General features: G+C 44.2%; 22 protein-coding genes and 1 riboswitch. Of the genes, 7 read left to right on the top strand and 15 right to left on the bottom strand.

Features of this window, described 5'->3' with window-relative positions; genetic code table 11:
- Positions 1 to 43: 43 nt before the first annotated feature.
- The 5 genes from FLM53_RS18365 to FLM53_RS18345 form a co-directional block, all read right to left on the bottom strand.
- On the bottom strand, positions 44 to 1,753 hold the full coding sequence (locus FLM53_RS18365) for a putative 2-aminoethylphosphonate ABC transporter permease subunit (RefSeq protein WP_370779692.1): 1,710 nt from the start codon (positions 1,751 to 1,753) through the stop codon (positions 44 to 46).
- A gap of 21 nt (positions 1,754 to 1,774) precedes the next feature.
- Positions 1,775 to 2,884 carry a putative 2-aminoethylphosphonate ABC transporter ATP-binding protein gene (locus tag FLM53_RS18360; protein WP_176679933.1) on the bottom strand — a complete coding sequence of 370 codons (1,110 nt, stop codon included), beginning with the start codon at positions 2,882 to 2,884 and terminating at the stop codon, positions 1,775 to 1,777.
- 274 nt (positions 2,885 to 3,158) lie between these two features.
- A complete protein-coding gene (locus tag FLM53_RS18355; RefSeq protein WP_176679934.1) occupies positions 3,159 to 3,812 on the bottom strand; it encodes an HAD family phosphatase in 654 nt (217 codons plus the stop codon).
- A gap of 74 nt (positions 3,813 to 3,886) precedes the next feature.
- A complete protein-coding gene (locus tag FLM53_RS18350; protein WP_176679935.1) occupies positions 3,887 to 5,305 on the bottom strand; it encodes an FAD-dependent oxidoreductase in 1,419 nt (472 codons plus the stop codon).
- A gap of 121 nt (positions 5,306 to 5,426) precedes the next feature.
- Positions 5,427 to 6,437 (bottom strand): putative 2-aminoethylphosphonate ABC transporter substrate-binding protein, encoded by a 1,011-nt coding sequence (locus FLM53_RS18345; protein WP_128644407.1) that lies wholly within the window; start codon positions 6,435 to 6,437, stop codon positions 5,427 to 5,429.
- Positions 6,438 to 6,762: 325 nt separating this feature from the next.
- On the opposite strand from FLM53_RS18345, the gene phnW reads away from it, so the two are divergent.
- From phnW to FLM53_RS18325, 4 genes are all read left to right on the top strand, one after another.
- Positions 6,763 to 7,866, top strand: a complete 1,104-nt coding sequence (gene phnW / locus FLM53_RS18340; protein ID WP_176679936.1) for a 2-aminoethylphosphonate--pyruvate transaminase — start codon at positions 6,763 to 6,765, stop codon at positions 7,864 to 7,866.
- On the top strand, positions 7,866 to 9,287 hold the full coding sequence (locus FLM53_RS18335) for an aspartate aminotransferase family protein (RefSeq protein ID WP_176679937.1): 1,422 nt from the start codon (positions 7,866 to 7,868) through the stop codon (positions 9,285 to 9,287). Before phnW ends, FLM53_RS18335 begins: the two co-directional genes overlap by 1 nt.
- A 97-nt stretch (positions 9,288 to 9,384) precedes the next feature.
- Entirely contained in the window at positions 9,385 to 10,203 is an 819-nt protein-coding gene (gene phnX / locus FLM53_RS18330; protein ID WP_176679938.1) for a phosphonoacetaldehyde hydrolase, read from the top strand.
- A 437-nt stretch (positions 10,204 to 10,640) separates the two neighbouring features.
- On the top strand, positions 10,641 to 11,711 hold the full coding sequence (locus FLM53_RS18325) for an OmpA family protein (RefSeq protein WP_176679939.1): 1,071 nt from the start codon (positions 10,641 to 10,643) through the stop codon (positions 11,709 to 11,711).
- 166 nt (positions 11,712 to 11,877) lie between these two features.
- Here FLM53_RS18325 and FLM53_RS18320 read toward each other — a convergent pair whose 3' ends face one another.
- Positions 11,878 to 12,276 carry an OsmC family protein gene (locus FLM53_RS18320; protein ID WP_017068628.1) on the bottom strand — a complete coding sequence of 133 codons (399 nt, stop codon included), beginning with the start codon at positions 12,274 to 12,276 and terminating at the stop codon, positions 11,878 to 11,880.
- Between the two features lie 201 nt (positions 12,277 to 12,477).
- Here FLM53_RS18320 and msrB point away from each other — a divergent pair, with 201 nt between their 5' ends.
- On the top strand, positions 12,478 to 13,620 hold the full coding sequence (gene msrB, locus FLM53_RS18315; RefSeq protein ID WP_176679940.1) for a peptide-methionine (R)-S-oxide reductase MsrB: 1,143 nt from the start codon (positions 12,478 to 12,480) through the stop codon (positions 13,618 to 13,620).
- A gap of 131 nt (positions 13,621 to 13,751) precedes the next feature.
- Here msrB and FLM53_RS18310 read toward each other — a convergent pair whose 3' ends face one another.
- Both FLM53_RS18310 and FLM53_RS18305 read right to left on the bottom strand, forming a co-directional pair.
- Entirely contained in the window at positions 13,752 to 15,119 is a 1,368-nt protein-coding gene (locus tag FLM53_RS18310; protein ID WP_176679941.1) for a TrkH family potassium uptake protein, read from the bottom strand.
- Positions 15,120 to 15,145: 26 nt separating this feature from the next.
- A complete protein-coding gene (locus FLM53_RS18305; protein ID WP_048659096.1) occupies positions 15,146 to 15,802 on the bottom strand; it encodes a TrkA family potassium uptake protein in 657 nt (218 codons plus the stop codon).
- Positions 15,803 to 15,988: 186 nt separating this feature from the next.
- On the opposite strand from FLM53_RS18305, the gene FLM53_RS18300 reads away from it, so the two are divergent.
- Positions 15,989 to 17,092, top strand: coding sequence for a mechanosensitive ion channel family protein (locus tag FLM53_RS18300; protein WP_176679942.1), 1,104 nt, complete (start codon positions 15,989 to 15,991; stop codon positions 17,090 to 17,092).
- A 97-nt stretch (positions 17,093 to 17,189) separates the two neighbouring features.
- Here FLM53_RS18300 and FLM53_RS18295 read toward each other — a convergent pair whose 3' ends face one another.
- The 5 genes from FLM53_RS18295 to FLM53_RS18275 form a co-directional block, all read right to left on the bottom strand.
- Positions 17,190 to 17,597, bottom strand: a complete 408-nt coding sequence (locus FLM53_RS18295) for a hypothetical protein (protein ID WP_176679943.1) — start codon at positions 17,595 to 17,597, stop codon at positions 17,190 to 17,192.
- A gap of 179 nt (positions 17,598 to 17,776) precedes the next feature.
- A complete protein-coding gene (aroG, locus tag FLM53_RS18290; protein WP_017629932.1) occupies positions 17,777 to 18,829 on the bottom strand; it encodes a 3-deoxy-7-phosphoheptulonate synthase AroG in 1,053 nt (350 codons plus the stop codon).
- 313 nt (positions 18,830 to 19,142) lie between these two features.
- Positions 19,143 to 19,358 carry a DUF3820 family protein gene (locus FLM53_RS18285; RefSeq protein WP_004730103.1) on the bottom strand — a complete coding sequence of 72 codons (216 nt, stop codon included), beginning with the start codon at positions 19,356 to 19,358 and terminating at the stop codon, positions 19,143 to 19,145.
- A gap of 12 nt (positions 19,359 to 19,370) precedes the next feature.
- Positions 19,371 to 20,042, bottom strand: a complete 672-nt coding sequence (locus FLM53_RS18280) for a DUF3313 domain-containing protein (protein ID WP_176679944.1) — start codon at positions 20,040 to 20,042, stop codon at positions 19,371 to 19,373.
- A 99-nt stretch (positions 20,043 to 20,141) separates the two neighbouring features.
- Positions 20,142 to 20,495, bottom strand: coding sequence for a hypothetical protein (locus tag FLM53_RS18275; RefSeq protein ID WP_017630160.1), 354 nt, complete (start codon positions 20,493 to 20,495; stop codon positions 20,142 to 20,144).
- Positions 20,496 to 20,818: 323 nt separating this feature from the next.
- A riboswitch (cyclic di-GMP riboswitch) is annotated at positions 20,819 to 20,908 on the top strand.
- A gap of 73 nt (positions 20,909 to 20,981) precedes the next feature.
- Between FLM53_RS18275 and gbpA the strand changes: the two genes are divergently transcribed.
- The gene (gbpA, locus tag FLM53_RS18270; RefSeq protein WP_176679945.1) at positions 20,982 to 22,448 is read left to right on the top strand and encodes an N-acetylglucosamine-binding protein GbpA; all 1,467 of its coding nucleotides are present in this window, start codon (positions 20,982 to 20,984) and stop codon (positions 22,446 to 22,448) included.
- Between the two features lie 110 nt (positions 22,449 to 22,558).
- On the opposite strand, the gene cyoE is transcribed toward gbpA, so the two are convergent.
- Both cyoE and FLM53_RS18260 read right to left on the bottom strand, forming a co-directional pair.
- The gene (gene cyoE / locus FLM53_RS18265) at positions 22,559 to 23,497 is read right to left on the bottom strand and encodes a heme o synthase (protein ID WP_176679946.1); all 939 of its coding nucleotides are present in this window, start codon (positions 23,495 to 23,497) and stop codon (positions 22,559 to 22,561) included.
- Positions 23,487 to 24,542: a heme A synthase gene (locus tag FLM53_RS18260; RefSeq protein WP_176679947.1), complete on the bottom strand. Its 1,056-nt coding sequence runs from the start codon at positions 24,540 to 24,542 to the stop codon at positions 23,487 to 23,489. The genes cyoE and FLM53_RS18260 overlap by 11 nt, the downstream gene beginning before the upstream one ends.
- Between the last annotated feature and the right edge of the window lie 44 nt (positions 24,543 to 24,586).

The raw sequence follows: 24,586 nt of genomic DNA, 5'->3' as shown, positions 1-24,586 counted from the left end.
GTCGTCAGCCACTCCTTGGCCAACTGCAATATAAAATGGTTCGCTAGCGCTTGCGCCAAGCTTGGGTGCGCTTCTCAAATAACTTGTTGATTAACATATGAATCAACTTCGCACTCGCCGCAGATATCATGATCATCACCGCCATGGCTGCTGCTGCACCAGTTTGCCCCGCATCATCCATATTCAGTACTGAAACTGACGCAGGTATCGTATCGGTAGAATACAAGAATACTACCGCAGATGTCGTGGTAAGTGCATTAATAAACAGGTATGTCGCAATATCTAAAATCGCAGGCAGACAAACAGGTGCCGTCACCTTAAAGAACAACTTGTATTGCGGTAAGTTAACCGAGGCAGCCGTAGCTTCAATTTCCGAAGGTAGCTGTTTCAGTGCAGTTAACGCCGTCATGTGCCCTACCGTGTAGTAGTGAACCACGGTATTAATAACCAAGAATGCCATCGTGCCATACAAGAAGTTGAGTGGGTTGCTCAAGTCATTAAAGTAGAAGATGTAGCCCAAGCCCAACACCATCCCCGGAACCGCCATCGGTACCACACTGAGCATCTGCATCGCCTGACGAACAGGACCGAATGCTCTGCCCTTCTCAATGCAGTACGCACCTAAGAAAATCAACACGGTACCGATAATGGCAGTCCATGCGCCAAGCGCTAGAGAGTTGAAGAACGGAGTCCAACCATAGGTACTCATTTCTGCGAAGTTGTAGTTATTCAAGGTGAGTGCTTTGTTCCAAGGCCAGAAGGTAACCATAGAACCGTATATCGCCATGCCCAACACAATAACGACAGCAGCCGAAATGATCGTGCAGTAAAGGAAACACAATCCATCACGCATGGTATTTGGCTCTGGTTGGTACGCGACAGAGCGAGTATCAAACAAGCTCTTCTGTTTCTTTTGCACCCAGCGATCAACAGTAAACGCAAGTAGCGCAGGCAATAGTAACAAGATACTGGTCACCGCACCCATCGAGAAGTTTTGTTGACCAACCACTTGTTTAAAGATATCCGTCGATAGAACGTTGTAGCTACCGCCAATAACCTTTGGTACACCAAAGTCACACACCACCAGCGTAAACACCACGATCAGAGTACTGATCAAACCATATTTGGCTGCAGGTAAGGTCACCATGAAGAAGGTTTTAAGCGATGAAGTATTCAGTGCTCGTGCTGCCTCATAAAGGCGAGCATCAGACGTTCTGAGTGAAGTGGTTAGAATCATCAAGGCGTGAGGAAAGGTCCAAAATATCAAGCCGAGTGAGATACCAATCAAGCCGTATACTGAGTTTCCACCCAAGACTTCTTTGGCGATACCTTGGTTACCAAATAGGAAGATCAGACTGATTGCAGGAAGTAATGAAGGCGCAAGGATCGGCGCAGAACCTAGTACCTGAAATAGTCCCTTAAAAGGCATGCATGAACGAGTCAAAGCATAGGCATAACCAAACGCTAAAACACCAACGACAGCCGTTACCAACAAGCCCAACGTGAAGGTGTTACCAACGGATTGCCACAAGCTTTGAGAAGCGAAATACGTCGCGAAATTCTGTAAACCGACAAATTCACCATCTGCGTTTTGAACACTCTTTTTCAGCATTGCCCACAATGGCATCAGGATAAACAGTGTCATGACTACAGACAAGAATGCCAGCAGCCCAAATAGGATAACGTTGTCTTTACTCAACCGAGCAAGAAAAGGTTGTACTCGTCGTTGAAATAGCAGCTTAGATTGCATCATTTGAGTCGATTCCATGATTGATTACGCCGCCTCGTCTTTCATCACTTGTAAGCTTTTCGATGGGTAAGCTCTCAGGCCTTCTTGATCAAATGCCACATAACGGATATCACTGCGGCGCAGCTTCAATCGATTGAACTCTTTAACGGGCACATCAACGATGATCTCTTTCGCGGTTGAGTCGTGTTGCAACTCGCACTCCACGCGATAAAACGCCCCTAGAAATTCGCTTGATACGATTCGAACAGGTAAGGATTCATTAAAACGATCAACAAACTGGATTTGCTCTGGACGAACCGCGATATCAAACACATCACCTTGCTTTGGGTCTAAGTTATCTAGCCCAGGCAATGGCAACATAGACTCAGCAATACGCATCTTGCCTTGAGCTGCTACAGACGCTTGAATGAAGTTCATACTGCCCACAAACTCCGCCACAAAACGGCTCACTGGCTTTTGATAGATCTCTTGCGGTGCACCGACTTGCTCAATAACTCCATGATTCATCACCACAATGCGGTCAGCCATGGTCAAGGCTTCATCTTGGTCATGCGTCACCATAATTGTGGTGATACCCAATTTGCGCTGCAATTGACAGATCTCATCGCGCAGGTGCGTTCTTACCTTCGCATCCAATGCAGACAGCGGTTCATCAAGGAGTAGTAAACCTGGAGACAAAGCCAAAGCGCGAGCCAAAGCCACACGCTGCTGCTGTCCACCAGACAGTTGATTTGGGAATTTCTGACCCGACGTTGGCAAGCCTATGGTTTCTAACCAAGATTCCACAGTTTCAAGGGCTTCTTTGGTCGACATACCTTGATTTTTAAGGCCAATCGCAATGTTTTCTTCCACCGTAAGATTCGGGAACAAAGCGTAAGATTGGAACACGATGCCAAAGTCGCGCTTTTCTGGCGGCAAGAAGGTCGTGTCATTACCGTTTTGCTCGATAGAGCCAGAAGTTGGTAAATCTAAACCCGCAATCGCACGTAATAAGGTGGTTTTTCCACAGCCAGACGGGCCAAGGAAACAGACGAACTCGCCTTTTTCAATCGATAGGGAGATGTCTTTAAGCGCTGTAAATTGACCGAATTGCTTTACAACGTTTTCAATATTCAAATAAGTTTGGTTGCTCATACTACAGCACTCTTTATATGGTATATACCAAATTTAAACTTTGAATATTTCAGTTGAGTGACAAATTTATAGAAGCTAAGTGACAGTTATATTGCAGAAATAAAATTCATTCAAGTGGAGGAAAACACGAGTTAAACAAGTTCTAACATTCAATAACTTACAGTAAACCAATAGCTTCAAAAATAGTATTTGACGATGAAAGCCAATGTACTCTTCACCGCCAAATATCAATGCTTGTTTATGGTTATACCTATTGTTTCTGCCAATACTGAGATCAGTAGACCGCATATCGTGGAGCGGAATCCGAACGAGCGCTTAGACGTTCGTGTGGATTAAATAGATGTGGGCGATCGGCCAATTCATATTGAGGCAAGTCGTTGATTGACTCACCACTGTTTTGACGTTGATGAGACGAAGTACTGTGCTGCTCTAGCCATTCTTTCAAACCAACACTCTTGCCGTATGGATGATTTGGAAGCCCTAGAATTTTGGCCGTGTATTGAGCCGATTCTTCCGTCAATTCGATGCCGAAAACATTCGGAATATTAAGTCTTTTCGCTACGCACGCAGGAATGAATGAGACAATCGCAGAAATGATCACCATCGGCTGCCCTTGTGTTTTGGAAGACCAACTCCCCTGCATCACTTGAGGAAAGATTTTGCTCAGTACTTTGCTATCAATACACTCTTCTAATAAAGCACACACCTCTTGATATGTCTTATTTGCTAGAGAGCGAGTAGCAAACTCAAGGTAAGTATCTTCATTGAGAATACCTTGAACATAAAGTGTCATTAGCCGGCGTTCTTCGTTCAAAAAGCTAGGTTCATTCGCTAAGCCCTTCTCAACCAAAAACTCATTCCAAATCATGGCGCTGTTGCTGTCCATGAGTGTTTCATCTAGATCAAATACATACAGCGGGGTCGTCATATCAATTCTCACTTCAAATCAAATTTAACTTCCAACTCAGACTCAGCGGGCGAGAAAAAATCTAAACGACAGATTTACTCTACCTTGTCGGCTTTACCTGCCGCACCAGCCAGCTTTGCCAATTGCTTATCTAGCCACAATGGCGTGTTACCAGAATCTTCCGCGTTCTCTTTTCTTCGTACTGCATCACGTACCATCATTGCACCCACCCAACGAAATGGCTCTGGCGGGAAATGTCCAAGCGGTCCTTTAGTTAGTCCACAACACGTCCAAGCGTTATCGGTTCCGAGTACCATAGATGACAGAATCTTTCCGCCCATACGAGTTTGAGCAACACCATTACCTGAGTAACCGAGCCCATAATAGATGTTGTTTTGGCCTTTTAGATTACCGAAAAATGGCAATCCTGTTACCGAACGATCTGAGCCACCCGACCAGTTGTAATCGAATTCACTTTGTTCCAGTTTAGGGAACAGTTTTTGGAAAGATTGATTGAGAATAGGCAGATAGTTAGTCGTTTGGTTAAACATGCTTTCTACTTGATTGGCAAACGAGAATTTATTGCCACCTTTACCTAGCATCAATCTTCCATCTTGGGTGTCTCGGTAGTAGTGAACAAAAATACGGGAGTCCACCACTGCCGCCCCTTTTTCGGGGCCAAACTGTTTAAGTTTTTCTGGAATAGGTTTGGTCACCACCATGTCTGACGAGACAACCACAATGCTGCGTTTGAACTCTTTAAAGTGATCGAGCATCCATGCGTTGAGCGCCAAAATCACTTTGTCGGCAAATACAGACCCGCCCTTAGTTTGGATTCGAGCTGGAGCGCCATAATCAAGCGAAGTCATCTCTGTGTTCTCGTAAATCTCAACGCCTAACTCAATTGCAACTCGACTTAAACCTCTCGCCAATAATGCAGGCTGCACGCTGCCTGCAGCTTCTGAGTAATAACCTTCAATATGACGCTCTGATCCCGCTTTATCAGACAAAGAGTTGTCACACTTCTTCCAACTATTTATGCCTTGCTTGACCAACTCATTCACAACAGGTTCCATTCCACCTTTTTGCGCTTCATTAGTAGCCGTGTAATAAGTGCCACTGCGATAGAGATGCGCGTCGATGTTGTGTTCGTTGCAGAAAGCTTCGATCTCGTAAATAACCTTTTCCGATTCTTTAACTAGCCATTTTGCTTGTTCTTTGCCGTATAGTTTCTTCAACGTTGGATACTTTGTCGACCACGTCAGCATGCACCCTCCGTTCGCGCCAGAAGCACCGCTGCCACACAAACCTTTTTCAATCACCACTACGTGCTTTTGAGGTTGCTGCTGTTTGATTAAAATCGCCGTCCATAACCCTGTGTAACCACCGCCGACAATCGCAATGTCGCAGTTAACGTCTTTTTGAAGTGGCTTCGCGGATTCTAGACCTGCATCTATGCTGCCAAATTCCTTTTCTAGTGCCTGCTTGAACCAATATGAATAGTGTTTTGTCATTTGTCGTACCTTACTTAAAACGCTAAAGGCGTAAAACTAAAAAAGGAAGACCGAAGCCTTCCTTTACTGATTTCTAACTTCTAATGAACTCAATAGTTAATTAACTGAGTAGCTCGATAGATTAAGATTTTGGCTCTGATTTAGCGTCAAACTTCTCAGACCATGTTTTCAATACGTCTGCACGCTCGCTGCCCATGCGTGCAAAGTCCATTTTTGCCATGTTCTTTTCGACGTTAGGGAAGTTTTCAATTGTTGCCGTCACATCTTGGTGACCAACAACTGGGTACATTTCGATGTAAAGCTCGTTTGCTGCTTTAGAGATAGACCAATCAACCACGCGTTGCGCTGCATCAGACGGCTTAACAAGACCTACCGCTTCAGATTCCCAGCCGATACCTTCAGGCGTAATCACAGAAAGTGGTGCACCTTGAGTTTTTAGCTTAGCGCCACGGCTCGCCATAGAAATACCGATAGCTACTTCACCCATACCCGCTTGAACACATGGCTTAGAACCAGAGTGCGTGTAGTGAGCGATGTTTTGGTCTAGCTTCTGCATGTAGTTCCAACCTTGGTCTTCACCCATGTTTTGTAGCCACGCCGACACTTGCATGTAACCCGTACCAGAAGACGCTGGATTTGGCATTGCAATATGACCTTTGTAGATAGGCTTAGTTAGGTCATCCCAAGATTTAGGTGCAGGTAGGTTAAGTTGTTTCGCTACTGCTTCGTTGAAACAAACCGCATTGAAGAATGCATCGTTGCCATACCAAGCTTGAGTAGATTGCGGGTCGTTGAGGTTTGAACGCAGTGCTTCTACACCTTGAGGAGTGTAAGGCTTAAGAATGCCCTCTTCTTTCAGTAGAGCCATTGAAGAACCTGCAAGGCCCCACACGACTTCTGCACGAGGGTTGTTTTTCTCAGCCAATAATTTTGCCGTCATGATTCCTGTTGAATCACGAACCCATTTGATGTTGATGTCTGGGTTTTCACTTTCAAATGCGTTTTTGTATTTCGCTAAAATGTCAGTTTCAAAAGCTGTGTAAACCGTCACTTCCTGTGCTGCATAAGCATTACCAGCTAATAGAGTAACTAATGCTGCAAGTGATCCTTTCATAAAACGGTTTTTCATCATTTTCTCCAGTCAGGCCCGATGCCAAGGTTAGAAGTTAGAAGCTCCATCTAGAGGCTTCTATATCCATAAATTCATTTAGGTTGTTAGCACACACCCCTCACATTGGTATGTACCAGATTTGAGTATTAAGCTAACTGGCTTTTATGACGATTAAATGAACAAAAAATGGCAGTTTAAAGATCGGGAAATTTATCAAGACAAGTGGCCAATTTTAATATGAAGCTTTTGTGAAAATGATGTTTGGCTATTTACGACCGTTTAAATTGGTTGTTAAAGTAATTGCAAACATTGGTATAGTCCAAAATGAAAATAACGAGAATTGAGCATGAGAAACGAATACTTACTACTGACACCGGGTCCTCTATCTACTTCTGAAACCGTTCGCCAAGCAATGCTAAAAGATTGGTGTACTTGGGATGATGAATACAACAAAGACGTTGTTGAAGTGATTCGTAGCAAGCTAGTGACTTTGGCGACTAAGCAAGCGGGATATACAAGCGTATTAATGCAAGGTAGCGGCACCGCTTCAGTAGAAGCAACAATTGGTAGCGTTATCTCTAAAAATGGAAAACTTCTTGTTGTTGATAACGGTGCGTACGGCGCTCGTATTGCTCAAATCGCAGAATACTTAAACATTCCATGCCATGTCGTTTCCCCAGGTGAAACATCACAGCCAGACTTGAACGAAATGGAAACGGCATTGGCCATGGATTCAGACATTACTCACGTTGCGATTGTGCACTGTGAAACCACGACAGGCATGCTGAATCCAATTGAAGATATTGCCAAATTGGCAAAACTGCACAACAAGACTGTCATTCTTGATGCAATGTCGAGCTTTGGTGGTATCCCTATGGATATTGCTGACTTAGGTATCGATTATATGATCAGCTCAGCTAACAAGTGCATCCAAGGTGTGCCAGGCTTCGGCTTTGTTATTGCGAAGCAATCGGAACTGGAAAAGTGCAAAGGCCAAGCTCGTTCATTAAGCCTTGATCTGTTTGATCAATGGCACTGCATGGAAATCAATCACGGTAAATGGCGTTTTACCTCTCCGACTCATACAGTGCGTGCTTTCTATCAAGCTCTACTTGAATTAGAACAGGAAGGTGGCATCGAAGCTCGTCATAATCGCTACCAAACAAACCAAACCACACTGGTTGCAGGTATGCGTTCTCTTGGTTTTGAACCTCTGTTAAATGATGACCTTCACTCGCCTATCATCACCTCTTTCTATTCTCCAACGCATAGCGATTACCAATTCAAGGAGTTCTATAACCGTTTGAAAGAGCAAGGGTTTGTGATTTATCCGGGTAAGGTTTCAAACGCAGACTGCTTCCGCATCGGTAACATCGGTGAAGTTTACCCTTCAGACATTGAAGCCCTCATTGGCGCAGTTAAAAACGCTATGTACTGGGACATCAAATAATGACGATGACCAGTCAAGAGCCAGTTCTAAAGGCGACACACTTTCGAAGCGAAGGCGATGTGAACACCACGCCAGCACGCGAAAAATGGAACGAGTCGCTAAACGATAATGCCACTCAAGCGATGTTAAAACGCGACTCAGACGTGTTTCTTCATCAAGCGATGTCAACGCCTTGCCTAGACACACTTGAAGCAGCCGAAGGCATCTACATTCAAGATGCGACGGGCAAAAAGTACATGGACTTTCATGGCAATAATGTCCATCAACTGGGTTATGGTCACCCTCACATCATTAATAAAGTGACTCAACAAATGGCGTCATTGCCGTTTTCACCGCGTCGCTTTACCAATGAAACAGCCGTTCAGTGCGCTGAAAAGCTGACGCAGATCTGTGGTGGTGATTTGAATCGCGTGCTGTTTGCTCCCGGTGGTACGTCAGTTATTGGTATGGCACTCAAGTTAGCTCGACATGTCACCAACAACTTCAAAGTCGTTTCATTGTGGGATTCATTCCATGGCGCGTCACTGGATGCAATCTCTGTCGGCGGCGAAGCTTGTTTCCGCGAAGGCATGGGCCCGTTAATGGCTGGCGTAGAACGTATCCCACCAGCAGTTTCTTACCGTGGTGCTTTCCCGCTTAAGGGGGGTAATTCAGGCGATAACAATGAGACGGCATCTGATGTGCACTATGCGGATTACCTAGAGTATGTCATTGAAAAAGAAGGCGGTATTGGAGCCTTCATTGCAGAAGCGGTTCGTAACACAGACGTTCAAGTGCCAAGTAAGGCTTACTGGAAACGCATTCGTGAGATCTGCGACAAACACAACGTCATGTTGATCATTGATGACATCCCAAATGGCATGGGTCGTAGCGGAGAATGGTTCACTCACCAAGCGTTTGATATCGAACCTGACATCCTATGTATCGGTAAAGGCTTTGGCGGCGGCTTGGTTCCAATTGCAGCCATGGTCACTAAAGACAAATACAACACGGCAGCGCAAGTTTCACTGGGTCATTACACCCATGAGAAAAGTCCAATTGGCTGCGCAGCTGCACTGGCTACCATGGAAGTGATTGAGCAAGAAAACCTACTTGAAAAAGTACAAGCCGACAGCGCATTCATGCGTGAGCAACTGCTGCAAATGAAAGAGAAATACCCAGTCATTGGTGACGTCCGCGGCATTGGCCTGCTTTGGGGCGTTGAGTTGGTCACCGACCATATCACCAAAACCCGAGCGTTCGACGAAGCGGAAGCCGTACTTTATCAGTGTCTGAACGATGGCCTGAGCTTTAAGGTGTCTCAAGGTAATGTGATTCAGTTGAGCCCACCATTGATCATCAGCCGTAGCGAGCTAGAAGCCGCTCTGTCTGTATTCGAAAAAGCGATAGCCAAAGTCTGCAAAGATTTTGAATACCTTTAATTCACTATCTAATTCAACATCTAAACCAATAACCTAAAACAATCATTTGCTCTCCCAGAACTTTGGATTGGGAGTGACACAAAAATAGGACACTATTATGAACACAACATCACCTATCCAAGCGGTTATCTTTGACTGGGCAGGCACTATCGTTGATTTTGGATCGTTTGCGCCAACTAGCATCTTTGTTGAAGCATTCAAACAAGGTTTCGACTTTGACATCGACTTAGCTGAAGCTCGTGAACCTATGGGTATCGGTAAATGGGATCACATCCAAGCGGTGGGTCGAATCCCTGCTGTTGATACTCGTTGGAATGCTCAGTTCGGACGTTCAATTACCAGTGAAGACGTTGATGCGATTTACGCGGCATTTATGCCTCTTCAAAAAGCGAAAGTAGCCGACCACGCAGCGCCAATTTTAAACGCGATTGAAGTGGTAAATAACCTAAAAGAGAAAAACGTAAAAATCGGTTCTTGTTCCGGTTACCCACGTGAAGTGATGGATGTTCTGATTCCTGCAGCAGCAGATTACGGCTATCATCCAGACAACGTGGTTGCAACCGATGATTTACCTCAAGGTGGTCGCCCTGCACCATTCATGGCGCTTAAAAACGTGATTGACCTAGGCGTAACAAATGTTGCGGCCTGTGTAAAAGTGGATGACGCAGCACCCGGCATTGATGAAGGTCACAACGCAGGGATGTGGACGGTAGGCCTTGTTCTATCAGGTAACGAAGCAGGCTTAACGTATCAAGAATACTTAGACGCAGACGAAGCAACACTGGCAGCGGCGCGTGAAAAAGCAAGCGTGAAGCTGAACAAATCAAACCCTCATTACCTGATCGATACTATTGCAGACTTACCTAGCGTGATTGCAGATATCGAGAAACGTTTACTAGCAGGTGAGCGTCCATAAACAAAGTCGAGATATTCACGTGATGTAAAACGTGAAAAGACCGCTATAGCTCCAATTCAAATCCCTATCTAATCATGTACTCAACCGAGTTAAACATGTTGGATGGGGATTTTGCGTTTATAAGCATGATAAAGCGCAAGTTTTTTACTTATTCCCCTCAAAGTCACTGGCAAATGCGCGAGGCTAGGCTATAGCTTTAAATATAGGCATTCCAATAAATGATAAAATTAATAATAAAAGCCATCTAAATGTATAATATCTAACAATTTCATTGACTCCAATACGCAATCAGATTAACAATATAAGTACTGAGAAAGAAATAGGTTCAGCTGAACCAACACCTTGATTTACTTATTATAAGCAGTGTCGTAACCCAATAAGTGATCGTTTTACTGGTAAGTTCAGATAACAATAAGAGTTAATCCAAGGATAAGATTATGAAAAAACTGTCGAAAATCATGTGTGCTGTTGTTGCCGCTTCAGGCCTAGCAGCAGCGCCTTCTATCGCTGCTACAACTTATGTTGGTGCTAAAGTGGGCGTGGGCTGGTTAGATAGCGCATGTGTAAGCGGTGAAAAATGTGACGATGATGCAATCGGTGCTGGCATCTACTCTGGCTACAATTTTAATGACAAGTTTGGTATTGAGCTAAGCTCTGACTTCCTTGGTGATTACAAGACAAGCTTTTCAAAGAACGGTACAACAGCTGCGTTCAGCGATCCGCTAATCGCAATCTCACTAACGCCGATGTACCGCCTACCAGTACAACAAGAGTTTGACGTATTCTTCAAAGCAGGTCCTGCTTACATCTCTCACGGTGGCGAAGATGACGTTGTGCTTTCTGCTGGTATCGGTGTAGAGAAGCAGCTTTCTTCTGATTGGGCACTACGTGTTGAATACCAATACTTTGATGACTTCGACGACAACTTCGTTCAAGACCTAAACTCGAACCTACTGTCTGTTGGTGTTAGCTACAACTTCGGTACTGGTAATACAACTGCATCAGCGGCGGCGGCAGCAGCTTCTGCGGTAGCTGTGACTCAAGCACCATCTGAGCCAATCACAGAGCCTGCAGTTGTTGTTGAAGAGAAAAGTACTGTTGTTGTGACTAAAGCACAAACAGAGAGCTACTCTCAAGAAATGTTCGCAACTAACAGCACAGAATTGTCTACAGACGGTAAGATTGCACTACAGCCTCTAGTTGAAGTTCTAAAAGCTCATCCTCAATCGACTGTTGTTGTTGTTGGTCACACTGACTCAACAGGCGCTGCTGAATACAACATGATGATCTCTAAGAAACGTGCTGCTGCAGTTGCTGCACACATCGAAGAGCAAGGTATCGAAGCTGAGCGTATCACTGCTACAGGTGAAGGTGAAGAGAACCCAGTTGCATCAAATGATACAGCTGAAGGTCGTGCTCAAAACCGTCGTGTTGACGCAACGATCCCTGGTTTCGAATACCAAGAAGAAGTACAAGTTGAAGAAGTTATCGTAGAAACTGCTGAATAACAGCACTCTACCCTAGCCGAAATAATAAGGGCGGAGCACTCAAAGTGCTCCGCCCTTTTCTTTATCTGTCTGTGCTCATAAGCCGTAAGCCGTAAGCCGTAAGCCGTAAGCCGTAAGCCGTAAGCCGAAAAGTACCGACCCAAAGCCAAGCTGCACAATCAGAAAACTAAACGATTTCCCAGCTGTGAGTCATTTCTACGCCAGCACCTAACATTAAACATACTGAACAGTATTTTTCTAGCGAATCAGCACATACTTTAGCCACCAACTCAGGATCTAGGTTGTCACCAGATACTTCAAAGTGAATGTTAATCACGGTAAAGATTTTGGGTGCTGTTTCACGACGTGTCGTTTCAAGTTTTGCATTACAGCCTGTGATGTTCTGGCCTGCAGATTTCAAACCATCTACGACATCAACAGAGCTACAACCACCAGCGGCCATCAGCACCATTTCCATCGGGCTTGGCGCGGTTGCACCACCACTGCCATCCATTACTACAGAGTGGCCTGATTGAGATTGACCTAGGAATTTAAAGCCTTCGACCCATTTAACTTCTGCTTGCATGTTGTTCCTTAGATGTACGATAACCGCCATCACTGTCTATTATTGGATATCAATACTGACACCCTACTACTGGCGGCATTTATGAGCAAGATTTTCTCGGCGACATATTTTTTTTGTGAATGATGCAATTTTTTCCATCAAAAACCTGTCTCTATTCGTACATTCAAAATCGAATGAGAAGAACGTCAAGATGAGGTATCTATGAATAAATTATCTAAAATATTGGTATCACTCGTGGTTGCGCTACCACTGATTTCGCTGTTTGTGAGCCAGACTGGCACTGCCAATACAATGGATAAAACGGCTAATTCAGGTAAAAGTGAAATCGCGACACTGGCTGGTGGTTGTTTTTGGTGTACGGAGTCCGATCTAGAGAAGCTAAACGGTGTAACCGACGTTATCTCTGGATATTCTGGTGGTGAACTAGAAAACCCAACCTACAAACAGGTCTCTTCGGGCAAGTCGGGGCATATCGAAGTAATCAACGTGACCTATAATCCTGATGTGGTTAGCTATGAACAGGTTCTTGACCAATTCTTCCGACACATCGACCCAACCGATGACAAAGGATCATTCGTAGACAGAGGTCCACAATATCGACCTGCTATTTTCTATCATAACCAAGAGCAAAAAGACGTCGCTCAAAACTTCATGATGGAAATCGACAAGGCTCAGATCTTTGGTGAACCATTAAAAACAGAACTGATTGAGTTTGAGAAGTTTTGGCCAGCAGAAGACTATCACCAAGATTACTACAAGAAGAGCAAGGTTCGTTATAACTACTACCGCTATGCATCCGGTCGTGACCAATACTTAGACAAAATCTTCGGCGAGGATAGAAAGGACAACCCACAAACACTCCGCCAGATTATCGATGGTAAGAATGCGACAGCCAATGCTAAAACCTACGTTAAGCCGTCTGATGCAGAGATCAAAACCAAGCTAACGGCACTTCAGTACGATGTAACGCAAGATGACGCGACAGAACGCCCGTTTGATAACAAATACTGGGATAACAAACAGGAAGGTATCTACGTCGATATCGTCACTGGTGAGCCATTGTTCTCTTCAAAAGACAAATACAAATCAGGTACAGGTTGGCCGAGCTTCACACAGCCAATCAGTGAGGCTTATGTGGTCACCACTACTGACTACAAGCTGCTGTACCCAAGAACAGAGGTCCGTAGTAAATTTGGGGATTCTCATCTAGGTCATGTATTTAAAGATGGCCCTAAACCTACAGGTTTACGTTACTGCATGAACTCAGCCGCAATGCGCTTTATACCTGCGGATAAGTTGGCAGAAGAAGGCTACGAAGAATACATTGAGATGTTTGAAGGCTAATTAACGACTCAATGCCAACTCGTTCAATTAACCAACAGCACTCTCTCCAAAAACAACAAAGCCAGCATATCGCTGGCTTTCGTTTTTCTAGCGAATTAACAAGAAGGGTTAACATTAGTCTGTTAGCATTATTAACCCGTTAACACAGTATCTTCTGGATACTTAAGTAAAGAAGGTTCTGGACGAGCTAACATATACGCAAGAGTCAAAGGACCAATACGCCCGATGACCATCACAACAATCATGATGTATTTGCCTGGCTCCGTTAGGTTCGCAGTTAATCCAGCAGTTAACCCTACCGTTGCAAAAGCAGAAATCACCTCAAACATAACTCGATCAAAGGCGGCTTTTTCAGTAAGCATCAACAAAAACATCGCGGTAGTTAATAGCGCGCCACTAACCACAATAATGGCCAATGACTTTGTTACCGCTTGCCATGTGACAGTGCGCTTAAACATCACTACATGCTTCTTCTGACGTAGGAATGTCCAAGTCGCTACGAATGCAACCGCAAAGGTTGATACCTTAATACCACCACCTGTTGAGGTAGAGCCTGCACCAATCAGCATCAAGACGATCATCACCAATAAAGCAGGCTGTGTGTATTGAGATAAATCGACACTGTTAAAGCCTGCAGTACGAGCACTCGCCGATTGGAAAAATGCCGCAAGCCATTGTCCTTGAACCGATAGACCTTCCATGGTCGCGGAGTTGCCTCTCTCCAATAACCAGAACAATACCGTACCCACTAATAGTAGAGTCGGTGTTGCAGTTAGCATTATCTTGGTATGTAAATGTAGATGTCTGAAACCTTTACGCCAATTACTGGATAGGTCACCCACTACCGTGAAGCCTAAACCACCAAAAATGAACAGAGCCGCGAGCGTAAAAATCACTAATGGGTCGTCAACAAAGCTCATCATACTGTCTGAAAACAGAGCAAAACCTGCGTTATTGAAGGCTGATATCGCATGAAAAAGTGCGTAAAAACTTCCTGTCGCCCATCCCATTTCAGGAACCCACCGGAAACAGAGCAACACAAAGCCGATAAATTCAGCGACTAACGCAAAGATGATGATCTTCTTGACCAGTTTTCGAAGATTGATCTTACGATCTTGACCCAGTGCTTCCTTGGCTAATGCTTGTTGCTTCAGGCTTAAGCGAACACCAAACATGTAGAGCAGTACCGCAGATAGGGTCATCTGCCCTAACCCGCCCACTTGCATCAAGAACATCAGCAAGATTTTTCCAGCCAAAGTGAAGTGCTCACCCGTATCGACTACACCCAAACCTGTCACACTGATCGCGGAAGTCGCGGTAAACAACGCATCTGTAAAGCTAAGTCCTGTAACAGAAAAAACAGGCATCGTCAGAAGTATGGCCGAAGGGATAAGAACACCTAAGAAACTAGTCAGAATAATCTTAGGTTCAGAGCCTTTACGTGGCTTTTCATCTCTCTTAAGCGTGTAGAAAGTACCTTTTCGTTTTAACGAATTCATACTATTACCTTATAACCCATTGCCGGTTACCAATTACGTAATTTTCTAGACAAGGTCTCTTTCGGCCCTGCAATGATCACTACATCACCGATTTCTAAACTCACATCCAGTTCCGGTGCTTTGGTTAAGTTTGGGCCACGCTTGAAGCCAAGAACTTCAACGCCAGTTTCTTTGCACAGCTTGAGTTCGCGAAGCTGCTTACCCAACAACTTGGCACCGATAACAATTTCGGTCATCGCTAAACCACTGCCTAGGTCGATAAACTCAAGAACGCGTCTATCCAACATCTTGCGCGCAACACGAATACCCATATCGCGCTCTGGCATGATGATATGGTCAGCACCAATCTTAGAGAGGATCTTACCGTGGAACTTATCGTTCGCCTTCACCCAGACGGCTTTTGCGCCTGACTCTTTCACCACCAAAGTGGTTAGAATACTGGAGTTAACATCAGAGCCAATCGACACCATCACCATGTCATAATCATCTAGCCTTAACTCTTTTACCGTTTCTTCGCTCGTACAGTTAGCAACAATCGCTTGTGAAACAAAAGCCGCGGCTTCTTTCACTCGCTCCTCATCAATATCGACGGCTAACACCTGTGAACCTGAACTTTGAAGTTCTTGGCAAACAGATAAACCAAAACGCCCTAAACCGATAACTGCATATTGTTTGTCGCTCATTTGAAATCCTGTTGAGAAATTTTAATTACACGGAATAGCCAAACCTACATTAGTTTCTATCTCAAAAAAAGTTAGTTTTTCAATAATAAGGTTATACTAGTGTCATAATCGCTTGATTTATAAAGGTAGAGAACAACTCCAGTTTCTGCTAATTTCCAATTCATAATTTCTGCGGCAGCACACACAATGAATGAATTATTAACCCAAGTACAAACCTACATTAACCAGAGCCATAGTGATTGGGCGAACAGTGTCCTATTCATCACTATTGCGAGTTTTCTTGCTTGGGTAGCTTGGCGAATTGTCCACAATCGCTTAGAAATTCTGGTTCAGAAAACCCCTTTCCACTGGGATGATCTGCTACTAGAAGCACTGAAAACCCCAGTCAGTACGTTACTTTGGTGTTGGCCAGCCACGGTCTCTATCGGGCTGATCCTCCAAGACCAGTTTGGTAACGAAATCAACTGGTTAAAAACGTTAAAACACATTTTGATCATATGTACCTTCGTTTGGTTTACCTTACGAATGATCACCAACACTGAAGCATATGTCTTAGAGCAAAAAACCAGAGACGAAACAACAGTACAAGCTATCGCAAAAGTCGCTCGCCTGTTCTTTATGGTGATGGGTGGCCTGACGATCATGCAGGCGTTTGGACTCAGCCTATCAGGCTTACTGACCTTTGGTGGTGTGGGTGGTTTGATTGTCGGTTTAGCAGCAAAAGACCTGCTATCGAATTTCTTTGGCGGGATGATGATTTACTTCGACCGTCCTTTTAAAGTCGGGGATTGGATACGCTCTCCCGATCGTCAAATCGAAGGTACCGTCGAACGTATCGGCTGGCGCATGACGATTATTCGCACCTTCGATAAACGCCCTTTGTACGTGCCAAACTCGGTATTCAGTAACATTGTGGTGGAGAACCCGTCTCGAATGTTGAACCGCCGAATCAATGAAACCTTTGGGCTTCGTTATCAAGACGCGAATAAGCTCGCTCTTATTGTGGATGACGTAAAAGCCATGCTTGAAACGCACCCAGATATCGATGCTAAGCAAACGCTCATCGTGAACTTCGATAAGTTTGGCCCATCAACGCTGAACTTCTTTATCTACACCTTTACCAAAACCGTCAACTGGGTGAGATACCATGAAGTTAAGCAAGATGTGTTGCTGCAGGTGCTAGCAATTATTCACAAGCACAATGCGGATATCGCCTTCCCAACACAAACACTCAAGATTGACCCGCAAGGTCTTACGGATGAGATGAAGCATGATTTAAGCAGCAAATAGCCAAGCTTGTTCCGATCAAATAGCTTGTGTCGACCTTGTCATTTCCTAAATAAAAAAGCCGCAAATGATTGCGGCTTTCTCATGTAAGCAAACGGTACTATTTGAGTTGTCGAGCGGTATAGCTTTCGCTCGTCACGCCAGAGCCTTTGCGCTTTTTCATTGTAACTTTTACTGAACGTTTAGCATCAGCAACATCATAGCGAATCGCTTGACCCAAGAACTTATCGTTGCGTTTGAGTTCTCTGGCTTCCAACTTGATCGTTTTGTTACCGCGGTTCACATCGCAACGGTAATCCCAATCGTTATCGCCATCTTTCAAACTAAGTAGAATACGCTGATTGCTTTTTCCTGACGTCGCTTTAATGCCACGAGGCTGCTTATCAATCGCTAGAGCAAGGCCTGCTTTACATAGTTGCTCTACGTTAAAGCCTGTTGCGGCTTGTACATTTGATATAGCAAACGTGTTTACTGCAATTAATACAACACTCGCCAATACTGCTTTCATTGATACGACTCTTCAGTTTATGGAACACCACACTATTTAAACATGCACTATACGATAAGTAAATGAATTTATAGTATGACAAACCTTAAAATAATAAGCCCACAAAAAAGCCCTTACTAGCAACGACTAATAAGGGCTTCGAATTTTCAGTAACTCAGTGGTTGATTGTAATGTTCAACCTACTTGTTGCGGCGAGCTTCAACAGCATCTGCCAGTTGACGAAGTACGGTTTCAGTATCTTCCCAACCAATACAAGCATCAGTAATCGACTGACCGTATGTTGCAGCTTTGCCGTCGACTAAGTCTTGGCGACCTTCAACTAGGTGAGATTCGATCATCACACCAAAGATAGCTTTATCACCACCAGAGATCTGTGCGCTTACGTCATCAGATACGTTCATTTGACGTTTAAACTGCTTAGAGCTGTTTGCGTGGCTGAAGTCAATCATCACCTTCTGTGGAAGACCTGAAGCTGCTAGCTCTTCTTTGATCTTACCAACGTGCTCTGCGCTGTAGTTTGGCTCTTTACCACCGCGTAGGATGATATGACAATCAGGGTTACCTGCTGTCTCAACGATAGCTGAGTGACCGTATTTAGTTACAGACAAGAAGTGGTGAGAAGCGCTAGCAGAACGGATTGCGTCTGTTGCGATCTTAATGTTGCCATCGGTACCATTCTTAAAGCCAACAGGACAAGACAGACCAGAAGCCAGTTCACGGTGAACTTGAGATTCAGTAGTACGTGCGCCGATTGCACCCCAGCTGATTAGGTCAGCAACGTATTGAGGTGTGATCATATCCAGGAATTCACTTGCTGTCGGCATGCCCATGTCTGTTAGATCAAGCAGCAGCTTACGTCCTAGACGAAGACCATCATTTAGCTTAAATGTGTCGTCCATGTACGGGTCATTGATCAGACCTTTCCAACCAACTGTTGTACGTGGCTTTTCAAAGTAAACACGCATTACGATTTCAAGCTTATCGCCTAGTTCGTCGCGTAGTACTTTCAAACGCTTACCGTACTCAAGAGCAGCTTCAGTGTCATGAATAGAACATGGACCTACAATAACGAGTAAGCGATCATCGCTTTCTTCTAAAATATTGTGAATCGCTTTACGGCTTTCAAAGGTTGTAGAAGAAGCAATTTCTGTCGCTGGAAACTTTTCTAAAACAGCAACAGGTGGTAATAACTCTTTTACTTTGTTAATTCTTACATCATCAGTCTGGAACATTGCTTACTTCTTCCTATTTTCTATCCTTGAGCTGAATGTACGTTATCTCACGTAACTTTCCATCAGCATATATCTTCTTGTTCCCTGTAACTTAACTAGTAAAAACTCTAGTTTCAATCACTAATTAAAAAAAAACGCAATTTTTTTTGTGTTTTATATTTAAAACACCCCGTATAACATTATTTACACACTATCGATTGCGCAATTTAAGGCAGGATAAGATTCTATGTTGTGCGAATTGTCCTATACCTCTAATCCAATGCGGAAACTGAAAACAAAAAAGCTCACGTGATTAGCGTGAGCTTTAATTTAATTACATTCTTTTCAATGGCTTGACGACACTATCAAGCCCTTCGATTTTCAGAGCAAGGCACAGCTTTAATAGGTCACCCAGTTCACCAGACGGAAATCCTTTTTTATCGAACCACAGCAAATATTCTTCAGGTAAATCGATCAATGTACGACCAGCGTATTTACCAAAAGGCATCTGCATTCTGGCAAGTTTGATGAGGTTCTCTTTTTCTAGCATTACAGGCTCTTTCTATGCGTCATCGATGTTCTGTAGAGTATCACCTAAACGTTCAACCCAATAGTTGATTGCGTCCTTGGCATCATCTAGGGAATCGATCATGGTCGAAAAGTCTTTGTTCCCGGCTTCGCGGTCGATAGCTGCGAACAATGGCGTCCCCTCTTGAGCATCACTCACTAAAAGCTCAACACTGGCACTCCCTACATTGGTGTGCTCGCCTGTTGCCACCTTAGAAATAGTGGACATCGCAAGGCCAAATGGCAGAACGCTGCTTGTCACGGCTAAGATAGGGTTTGGTGTTTCAACGTTGCTCAAGGCGATACTTAGTCGCAACGTCTTACCCGTGGGTTCATCGACAATTGTTTTATGCGGAGATATTTTCTCTTCCAAGCGTGCAACCATGTGATCAGTCAGCTCTTGAATCTCTTCCTGATCGAGCGAACCTTCCTCTGCAAGCACAAAGATTTGGTCAATCACCACAGAATCATAATCGTCTAACTTAGATTTCAAACGTTGTGCGTCACGCAGGCCAATTCTAGCCCAAACTAAGTCAACTCCACCGTCAGGACCTGGCTGAAAATCTTCATAACTGGTGAATTTGGTTGCGGTTTTAATTGGACCGCCTGCACAACCAAACAAAAAAATGCTGGTTGCAACAAGCAAGAGAAGTTTTAAAGGTTTCATAGCGCACTTACATTAAAGAGAAGAATCTAACTAAGTATGCCATACCCTATGTGGAAAGATTGTAGAAAAAGGGGTTAAAACTCAGAGATAGCTCTAAAATTAGTCATGCTGCACTGTGTGAGCATACTCCACAATTACTTGATTTCCTTCGATATAAGCGTTTTGAATCTCGCCATCAACACTCATTCTACTTTTCAAATAAACCACTTTAGGTCCAGATTCATTGCCTTCTTTCAGTGAAGGAAACACATTTCTAGGTTCTAAATGAAGTAAACGGCAAAAGTGACTGATGAAAGACATGGTCAATGGCGTCTCCCCTCTTAACACTCTTGAGAAATCAAGCTGGTTCATTCCTAGCTTTTTTGAAAACTCCATCTGCGTAATTCGCATTCGCGATTTTTGTGACATCCACGTTTGATACAACGCATCTCTGTCTTGTTCTGTGAATTCCATACCGACTCCTTTATATAATTCATACCAATCAATTGTCCGTTTTTTCATACACGACATGTCAGGGTTCGGTTAGTGGAAACCAAAGGTTTGGTTTTGATATGAGTGCAACTGTTGTACAGAGCACAACACAAAAACCCCAAAGCATTCACAAAAACGATTAGAGCAAATACTTTATTTATTTATATCAATAATTTATACGTTAACTAACGAAACATATAGCAAGTTAATTTGTATTAAGAATTAAAAGTTCGAGATTAGCATTCCACATTTCAATCTATTGATTCGCATTTATAAAACTGGTTGGCTACATTCCGTTTGCTTAAACGCACTTCTGGCAAACTATTTGAAAGAATAGGACGCAAAGCCACCGGTCTGTCGACAAATGTTCTGTCTATGATAGCGGGGCCGCCACTTAATAGGATTTAAGTGCACATGCATGCCGGAGTGTTCTCTTTTTTTGTCGGCCAAATACAGTAAGGACAAATAATGAAACAACTCTCAAAAAAATCACTCATCGCGCTGTCGCTACTTAGCGTAAGCGGTGCAAGCTTCGGTCACGGTTATGTTTCGGCATACGATAATGGCGTTGCTGAGAGTCGTGTCGCCCTATGTAAGTTCCCTGCGAGTGACACACAACAGAAAAACACCGACTGTGGTGGTATCCAATACGAGCCACAAAGTGTGGAAGGCCCTGAAGGTTTCCCTGAAATCGGCCCTGTCGATGGAAAAATCGCCAGTGCAGAATCTTCTTTAGCGGCAGCACTAGACGAACAAACCGCAGACCGCTGGGTTAAACGCCCTATCAAGTCTGGTTCTCAATACTTTGAGTGGACGTTCACAGCGAACCACAAGACCCGCGATTGGAAATACTACATTACGCAACCTGACTGGAATCCAAACCAGCCTTTGGCACGCAGCTCTTTTGATTTAACGCCATTCTGTGTTGTTGAAGGCAATATGGAACAGCCACCAATGCAAGTAAGCCACTTGTGTAATGTTCCAGAGCGCGAAGGTTATCAAGTGATCCTTGCTGTATGGGATGTGGGTGACACTGCTGCAGCTTTCTACAACGTTATCGATGTGAAATTTGATGGCGACGGCCCTATCATTCCGGATTGGGATCAAGGCGGTCAGATCAACCCAACTCAAGATTTGAACGTTGGTGATGCGGTTTACACTCGTGTCTTCGACCAATCTGGTGAAAACGCTTCATACAGCACTGAGCTAGTGATTGAAAGCAACGAGCAAGGCAAAGCAAACAACTGGTCTTATACACTTGCCTCTAAGATCAACCAAGAGCAGACGCAAATCAAAGCAGGTCAATTAAACGGCCAAGGCGATTTCGCTCCTGTATACGGTTCGAACCCTATTTACTTAAAATCAGGTTCAGGCTTTAACAGCGTAGAGATCGGTTACAAGATTGATACTCCAGAGCCAGACCATGAACTAGAAGTAACAGGTTTAGAGTCTGAGTACATTATTGATGAAAACCAGCCAACACAGCTTGATCTTACTCTTGCAGCAACAGGCGATATTCAAGCTGAATTGACTGTGTACAACCACCATCGTGAAGCGCTTGCGTCTCAGAAATCTGAACTTAAAGACGGACAAATTGAAGATGTTCAACTGACTTTGTCTAAATCAGAAACTGGCCACCACATGCTTGTGGTTGTGACGAAAGATGACCAAGGTAACTTAGTGGATCAGAACACGCTTGATTTCCACCTGATGGATGAGCAAACACCTCCACCTGCGGGCGATTACGATTTCGTATTCCCTGAAAGCATTGAGTCTTACACAGCGGGAACTACAGTACTTAGCAGCGATGGTAGCGTTTACCAGTGTAAAGAGTTCCCATACTCTGGTTACTGTGTTCAATGGGCTCCAACAGCAACCCAGTACGAACCGGGTGTAGGTTCTCACTGGCAAGATGCTTGGAACAAAGTGGACTAATTGATCACTAGAAACTGACTCTCAATAGATAACAGTGAGTAATCAACCAAACAAAAACGGATGCCTAGCGCATCCGTTTTTTTATTCAGTTTCATCTAAAAAGTCAGTTATCAAATTAGATAGTGGTCCGCCAACAAGGCCACAAACAAGAGCATAAGGTGATAGATAGAGAACTTAAACGTCTTCATCGCCATGTTGGGCTCATCACGATACTTGAGTAGCCAAGCGTGATAAACAAAACCACCGTTTAGCACCAAAGACGTACTCAGGTATATCCAACTGCTCATTCCAACTAATACTGGTAGTACACACACAATACTTAACAACAGTGTATACAACAAAATTGAAGTCTTGGTGTAGGCTATCCCATGAGTCACGGGCAACATCGGAATATCCACTTTGGCGTACTCGTCACGACGATGAATCGCAAGTGCCCAAAAGTGTGGAGGCGTCCAAATAAAGATGATCATCACCAGCAGCCATGCACTTGAATGCAACTCATTAGTGACAGCCGTCCATCCCAATAACGGAGGCATTGCTCCAGCTATTCCAGCTATAACAATGTTCTGCGGCGTCGCTCGCTTCAAGTACATGGTATAGATAACGGCATATCCCAATAAGCTCGCAAAGGTTAGCCAAGCGGTCAGTGGGTTTACCAACATCACTAAGGTGACGAAGCCAAGCAAGCCGATGCCTGCAGCAAACGCGAATACTCGTACGCTGCTGAGCTCTCCCGATGGTAAAGGACGACGATTAGTTCGAGACATTTGCCCGTCGATCTTTTTATCGATCAAATGATTAAATGCAGCGGCCGATCCTGCCATCAACCCTATCCCTATCATTCCAAATAACGCTTGCTGCAAAGGTAATCCGTTGGGCACGGCCAAACACATTCCGACTAATGCCGTTAGCAACATCAAAGCAACCACTTTAGGCTTGGTCAGTGTTAAATAAACCTTCCAAGCAGCTTTGTTTTTTTCAGCCATTTCATTACTTGAAACTGGGGCTTGAACCACCACTTGATGCTGTGTTGAAACTCTACTGACCATGATTACCTCCTTGTAATACACTGTTCTTCACCAAGTTCTCACTTGGTTTTCGCTGCCACACGACAAAGTTGGTCATAACCATGCTAATAAGCAGCATCGCCGCGACTAGGTTATGCAAAACCGCGACTGAGATTGGCAGGTGAAACCACACGTTACTAATTCCAAGGCTGATTTGAGTAACCAACACGATTGCGACAATCACGCTCAGCTTTTGGTGTGGTGTTTGACCAAACTTCCACAACTGATACACGACCATTAGCACCGTCAACGTTGCCACAATAGCGCCAAACCTATGCATGACATGTATAGTGAGCCTTGCGGGATACTCCAATACACCGAACTCATAGTTATCATGGCCGTTCTGTGCAAAATCGAACGCGTTCTTAAAGTCTAGATAGCTTATCCAATTCCCCTCGCAAATTGGTAGCTGGGTACACACCAACGCGGCATAGTTTGATGAGGTCCACCCGCCAAGCAATATCTGCCCCACCACAATCACCAAGCCCAACGTAGCCCAGAATTTAATCTGAGGCGCGTAAGAGGATTCGCCAAATCGGGTTTGGAAATTAGAGAGGCGACAGTAGAGTAAACACAGAAGAGACAGCAGAGTAAAACCACCCATCAAGTGCGCCATAACCACGACAGGCATCAGCTTAAGTGTCACAGTCCACATGCCTAATAAAGCCTGAAAAATCACGGTTGCCGAGATCAATAACGGTAGCCCAGCAGAAGTGATGTTTTTCTTAATACACCAAGCGACAACGACAAAGATAAGAAGGCCTAATGAACCCGCAAAGTAGCGATGTATCATCTCTATCCATGCTTTATCTGCTTCAAGCGCGCGTTCAGGAAATTGGAGATTGGCTTGATTCACTGCTCGTGTATCAGAAGGAACGGTGATTTTTCCATAACACCCAGGCCAATCAGGGCAGCCAAGACCAGCATCCGACAAACGGGTATAAGCACCGAGCACAATAACGGTAAGCGTCAGCAAGATAGTCACTCGCATCACGAGCATGAGTAAATCAGGGGCTTTATTCTGCATCGTTTATCTCCCTATATTTATTCCCTGTCCCTAATGGAATTCAA

The sequence above is a fragment of the Vibrio sp. Scap24 genome (genome assembly GCF_013394185.1).
In the GTDB taxonomy this organism is placed as follows: Bacteria; Pseudomonadota; Gammaproteobacteria; order Enterobacterales; family Vibrionaceae; genus Vibrio; species Vibrio pomeroyi.
This window is presented reverse-complemented; position numbering and strand designations above follow the sequence as displayed.

Bases quoted from the DNA above. Each gene is read 5' to 3' on its own strand.
- FLM53_RS18350 (WP_176679935.1), bottom strand. From the start codon at position 5,305: ATGACAAAACACTATTCATATTGGTTCAAGCAGGCACTAGAAAAGGAA.
- FLM53_RS18275 (WP_017630160.1), bottom strand. From the start codon at position 20,495: ATGGAATTCACAGAACAAGACAGAGATGCGTTGTATCAAACGTGGATG.
- FLM53_RS18285 (WP_004730103.1), bottom strand. From the start codon at position 19,358: ATGCTAGAAAAAGAGAACCTCATCAAACTTGCCAGAATGCAGATGCCT.
- FLM53_RS18355 (WP_176679934.1), bottom strand. From the start codon at position 3,812: ATGACGACCCCGCTGTATGTATTTGATCTAGATGAAACACTCATGGAC.
- FLM53_RS18305 (WP_048659096.1), bottom strand. From the start codon at position 15,802: ATGAGCGACAAACAATATGCAGTTATCGGTTTAGGGCGTTTTGGTTTA.
- aroG (WP_017629932.1), bottom strand. From the start codon at position 18,829: ATGTTCCAGACTGATGATGTAAGAATTAACAAAGTAAAAGAGTTATTA.
- FLM53_RS18260 (WP_176679947.1), bottom strand. From the start codon at position 24,542: ATGCAGAATAAAGCCCCTGATTTACTCATGCTCGTGATGCGAGTGACT.
- phnW (WP_176679936.1), top strand. From the start codon at position 6,763: ATGAGAAACGAATACTTACTACTGACACCGGGTCCTCTATCTACTTCT.
- FLM53_RS18335 (WP_176679937.1), top strand. From the start codon at position 7,866: ATGACGATGACCAGTCAAGAGCCAGTTCTAAAGGCGACACACTTTCGA.
- gbpA (WP_176679945.1), top strand. From the start codon at position 20,982: ATGAAACAACTCTCAAAAAAATCACTCATCGCGCTGTCGCTACTTAGC.
- FLM53_RS18345 (WP_128644407.1), bottom strand. From the start codon at position 6,437: ATGATGAAAAACCGTTTTATGAAAGGATCACTTGCAGCATTAGTTACT.
- FLM53_RS18325 (WP_176679939.1), top strand. From the start codon at position 10,641: ATGAAAAAACTGTCGAAAATCATGTGTGCTGTTGTTGCCGCTTCAGGC.
- FLM53_RS18320 (WP_017068628.1), bottom strand. From the start codon at position 12,276: ATGCAAGCAGAAGTTAAATGGGTCGAAGGCTTTAAATTCCTAGGTCAA.
- FLM53_RS18360 (WP_176679933.1), bottom strand. From the start codon at position 2,884: ATGAGCAACCAAACTTATTTGAATATTGAAAACGTTGTAAAGCAATTC.
- FLM53_RS18295 (WP_176679943.1), bottom strand. From the start codon at position 17,597: ATGAAAGCAGTATTGGCGAGTGTTGTATTAATTGCAGTAAACACGTTT.
- cyoE (WP_176679946.1), bottom strand. From the start codon at position 23,497: ATGGTCAGTAGAGTTTCAACACAGCATCAAGTGGTGGTTCAAGCCCCA.
- FLM53_RS18365 (WP_370779692.1), bottom strand. From the start codon at position 1,753: ATGATGCAATCTAAGCTGCTATTTCAACGACGAGTACAACCTTTTCTT.
- phnX (WP_176679938.1), top strand. From the start codon at position 9,385: ATGAACACAACATCACCTATCCAAGCGGTTATCTTTGACTGGGCAGGC.
- FLM53_RS18300 (WP_176679942.1), top strand. From the start codon at position 15,989: ATGAATGAATTATTAACCCAAGTACAAACCTACATTAACCAGAGCCAT.
- msrB (WP_176679940.1), top strand. From the start codon at position 12,478: ATGAATAAATTATCTAAAATATTGGTATCACTCGTGGTTGCGCTACCA.
- FLM53_RS18310 (WP_176679941.1), bottom strand. From the start codon at position 15,119: ATGAATTCGTTAAAACGAAAAGGTACTTTCTACACGCTTAAGAGAGAT.
- FLM53_RS18280 (WP_176679944.1), bottom strand. From the start codon at position 20,042: ATGAAACCTTTAAAACTTCTCTTGCTTGTTGCAACCAGCATTTTTTTG.